Origin of the sequence: uncultured Cytophaga sp., assembly GCF_937863595.1 — a bacterium.
Taxonomy (GTDB): Bacteria; Bacteroidota; Bacteroidia; order Cytophagales; family Cytophagaceae; genus Cytophaga.
Window position 1 is genome coordinate 1 of the sequence record NZ_CALMGQ010000073.1, and the last position, 4,097, is coordinate 4,097.

3 protein-coding genes are annotated in these 4,097 nt (G+C 35.2%); 1 reads left to right on the forward strand and 2 read right to left on the reverse strand.

All coding sequences use genetic code 11. From position 1 onward, the window contains the following. Nucleotides 1-592: 592 nt before the first annotated feature. Both Q0543_RS06580 and Q0543_RS06585 read right to left on the reverse strand, forming a co-directional pair. Nucleotides 593-1,126 (reverse strand): DUF4468 domain-containing protein, encoded by a 534-nt coding sequence (locus tag Q0543_RS06580; RefSeq protein ID WP_299250585.1) that lies wholly within the window; start codon nucleotides 1,124-1,126, stop codon nucleotides 593-595. A gap of 127 nt (nucleotides 1,127-1,253) precedes the next feature. Next, the gene (locus tag Q0543_RS06585) at nucleotides 1,254-1,778 is read right to left on the reverse strand and encodes a gamma carbonic anhydrase family protein (RefSeq protein ID WP_299250587.1); all 525 of its coding nucleotides are present in this window, start codon (nucleotides 1,776-1,778) and stop codon (nucleotides 1,254-1,256) included. A 325-nt stretch (nucleotides 1,779-2,103) separates the two neighbouring features. Here Q0543_RS06585 and Q0543_RS06590 point away from each other — a divergent pair. Beyond that, nucleotides 2,104-4,097: DNA polymerase (locus tag Q0543_RS06590; RefSeq protein ID WP_299250589.1), on the forward strand; the 1,994-nt coding region annotated here is incomplete at its 3' end.

A 4,097-nucleotide genomic window follows, 5' to 3' on the forward strand; every position in this document is an offset into this window, starting at 1 on the left:
AACTGCAATTTCCGTATACGTTTTCTAGAGGAAGTGACTTTCCGATTGTGTTGGAGTAAGAATTAGTTGCTAGGTACTAGTTGCTAGACGAAGTGAAAAGTGTAAGCTTTAGAAAAAAAAATAAATTCTCCTCTTAAGCCTAACGTTATGAATATCTAGTGATTTCATAACTACTCTATAAAACAATAATTCTCTGGATAAAAAAATTCCAAACAAATACACGATTGCGTTATCTGTTTGGAATTTGTTTACCAACTCCAACTACAAAATAGTCCAATTTTAAATTAAGTTATCGCATAATTACGAATCCACCCGTTGTTGTGCCTTTTCTGGCCAACAACTCAGCAACGTCAAAATGTATTTTGAACTATATTGAATGTAGACTTGGTATTATCTGTTTGGAATTTGTTTTTTGTTATTTGGAATTTGATTAAAGCTTTGGCTAAAGCTGCATTGCAATGAAGACGAGAAGAAGATTATGTTACTACTTTGAAATCTTTATAATTCACTGGATAAAAAAATTCCAAACAAATACACGATTGCGTTATCCGTTTGGAATTTGTTTTTTGGTATTTGGAATTTGACCTACCGTCTACCAGTCATCTTGAGTCTTAACATAGCCCTTTACCATAAATATCTTCAGGTCTTCCAAAACTTTTTCAATTTCAGCTTTTACTTGACTCGTAGTTTCACCTTTATTTTGACTTGTCATTTTAGCATAGGCTTGCTCTAATAGAATTTGCGTATTTGCGCCCGATGAAACTTTATAAAATTTAAAGTCTGTAATCGTTACTCGATACTTTCCTTCTTTTTGATTCAATGTAATTGTATAATTGATGTTATTTTGAGATTTGTATTTAAAATCGTAGGTCAAACTTATTTTAAAATCAGCTTTAGTTGCAACTGTATAACTCACTTTGCTATCAATGCTAAAAGATTCGATTTTATAATAATGTGCCAACCAACGTTTGCACCGATCAAACATTTCATCACGGGTAACGCTATCTAAGGGGATGGTTTCTTGCCACGTAATTTTGTTTGTTTCTGGATCTGAAGGCAAGCCACTTTGTGCCGAACACAAAACGTTTAAACCAAAGAAAATTGAGAGTGCAATTAAATATTTCATATACATAAGCTTTTACTTTTTAATGATACTACAAATATGAGGCCTATTCAAATTTTTCGATGAATAATTAAAAATATAAGGTGACCTCTTGATCTTTAATGCTCTTAACCCTTTTATTTATAAATACTTATTCATTTTCTTCTTTAAACCAATCAGAATACATCATATAATTATTAGAGATGCGTTCAATGATACTCTGAAAATGCTCTGGCGTTAAATCTTTAACCTTTTTAGCTGGTACGCCCGCATATAGCGAGCCACTTTCAACGCGCGTACCTTCTAATAATACGGCACCTGCAGCTATCAATGAATTTTTCTCAATGTAACACCGATCCATAACGATTGCGCCCATACCGATTAATACATTCTCTTCAACGGTGCAGCCGTGTACAATAGCATTGTGACCAATAGATACATTATCCCCAATCACCGTTGCATGCTTCTCGTAGGTACAGTGAATACATGCACCATCTTGAATGTTGACTTTATTTCCAATTTTGATGGAGTTTACATCGCCTCTAATTACCGCATTAAACCACACACTGCAATTATCTCCCATTGCAACTTCACCTACAACAGTGGCAGTTTCTGCCAACCAACAATCTTTCCCAAATATGGGTGTGTTTCCTCTAACTGCTTTAATATATGCCATCTTTTCAAATTTCTATTTAGATAAAAGTAATACATTTTTATTGTTCCGTATACATTCACTTCATTTCTGTGTTCAAAATTGAAATCTGTTATTCTAGCATTTATTGATTAAATTGAAATCTGAAATGTGATTTAATATCGTTTGGTTTTAGACATTGGTATTTCTGTACCTTTCTCCGAATACCAATAGAGATTATACACTCGTAGATTGTTGACCGAAAAAGTACAGCTCTGGCGCATTATTAATCCCCAGAATGGTTTGGTCGAAAAGGCGCAACAATAGCAAGAAGTTCATCGATTCAAAAAATTATTACTTAAATTCATACATGAAAAAACTGTTTTTATTGGATGCCATGGCACTCATCTATCGTGCCCATTTTGCTTTTAGTAAAAATCCACGTATTACTTCTACAGGAATAAACTCTGGTGCCATATTTGGTTTTACGAATAGTTTGTTAGAAATTTTACAAAAAGAAAATCCGACACATATTGGCGTTGCCTTCGATTTGCAAGGGCCCACATTTAGACATGAAAACTTTACCGAATATAAAGCCAACAGACAAGAACAGCCTGAAGACATTTCTCTTGCTATTCCCTATATTTATCGTCTTTTAGAAGGAATGAATATTCCAATATTAGGTGTGCCTGGATACGAAGCCGATGATATTGTGGGTACATTTTCTAAAATTGCTCCACCCCTGGGTTTTGACGTATTCATGATGACCATGGATAAAGATTATATGCAATTGGTGAATGAGCATGTATTTTTATATAGACCTGCGTATATGGGCAATGACATTGAAATATATGACGTTGGTAAAGTATTGGCGCGCTTCAATATTGCACAGGTAGATCAAGTACGCGACATACTTGGCTTGCAAGGAGATGCCGTAGATAATATTCCAGGAATACCTGGCATCGGAGAAAAAACTGCGCAAAAATTAATTGCTGAATATGGTTCTGTAGAAAACTTAATTAAGAATGCCGAAGATCTTAAAGGCAAACAAAAAGAAAACGTAATTAATTTTGCAGCACAAGGCTTGCTCTCTAAAGAGCTTGCAACCATACATTGCGAAGTTCCAATTGCTTTTGATGAGGAAGCATTGCGAATAAAAGAATATAATGTAGAAGCCTTAAATCAATTGTTTGATGAACTTGAATTTAAGACATTAAAAAAACGATTGTTTGGAAGCAGTACTTCGGAAGTAAAGGAAACAAAAAAACCGACTGAAAAGAAAACAGTCTCTAAAGCGCCTACAATACCAGTGAGCCAACAGATGGGCTTGTTTGGATTTGAGGCTGTCGCACCAACTACCTCACATACGGAAGATGATTCAGTTGATACGACTGAATCTGATATTATTACTAGAAATTCAATCGATACGGTTCCGCATAATTATTACGCAATTTCGAGTGAAAAAGAAATTGCACGTTTAACGCAATTGATGTTGCTGCAAGAATCCTTTTGCTTTGATACAGAAACAACTTCTTTAAATGCGCTAGAAGCAAAACTTGTGGGCATGGCAATCAGTTTCAAAGAACACGAAGCGTATTACATTCCTTTTCCAGAAGATCAAATAGAAGTAGAAAAAATACTTAATGTATTGCGGCCTGCTTTTGACGCACCCGCCATTACTAAGATTGGACAAAATTTAAAATACGATTTATTGGTTTTGAAGAAATACAACTTTGATGTTGTAGGTCCGTTGTTTGACACCATGCTTGCGCACTATTTACTAGAGCCAGAAATGCGTCATGGAATGGATGCGCTAGCAGAAGTATATTTAAATTACACCCCCGTTTCTATTGAACAACTCATAGGTAAAAAAGGCCTGAAGCAAAGCAGCATGCGCGATGTTGCCATTGAAGCAATTACAGAGTATGCAGCGGAAGATGCAGATATCACCTTCCAATTATATAATTTTTTTAATCCCTTAGTTAAAAATCAATTGCTTGAGCCTTTGTTTAAAGAGGTTGAGATGCCTTTAAGTGAAGTGCTTGCAGAAATGGAATTGGAGGGTATAAAAATAGACACAAAAGCGTTGGCCGAATTTTCAACCTTGTTGCAAGGCGAAATTGAAGTGGTAGAAAAACAAATCTTTGAACACGCAGGGGTTCAATTTAATATTGCTTCTCCAAAACAATTGGGCGAAATCTTATTCGACAGATTGAAGCTCGATCCCAATGCAAAGAAAACTAAGACTGGACAGTACGCTACAGGAGAAGAAATACTTTCGAAGTTAGACAGCGACCACCCGATTGTTGGAAACATATTAGATTATAGAGAATTTCAAAAATTAAAATCAACCTATGTAGATGC

What these genes read in the sequence shown, in the direction of transcription:
- Q0543_RS06585 (WP_299250587.1), bottom strand. Translation starts at nt 1,778, where the DNA reads ATGGCATATATTAAAGCAGTTAGAGGAAACACACCCATATTTGGGAAA.
- Q0543_RS06580 (WP_299250585.1), bottom strand. Translation starts at nt 1,126, where the DNA reads ATGAAATATTTAATTGCACTCTCAATTTTCTTTGGTTTAAACGTTTTG.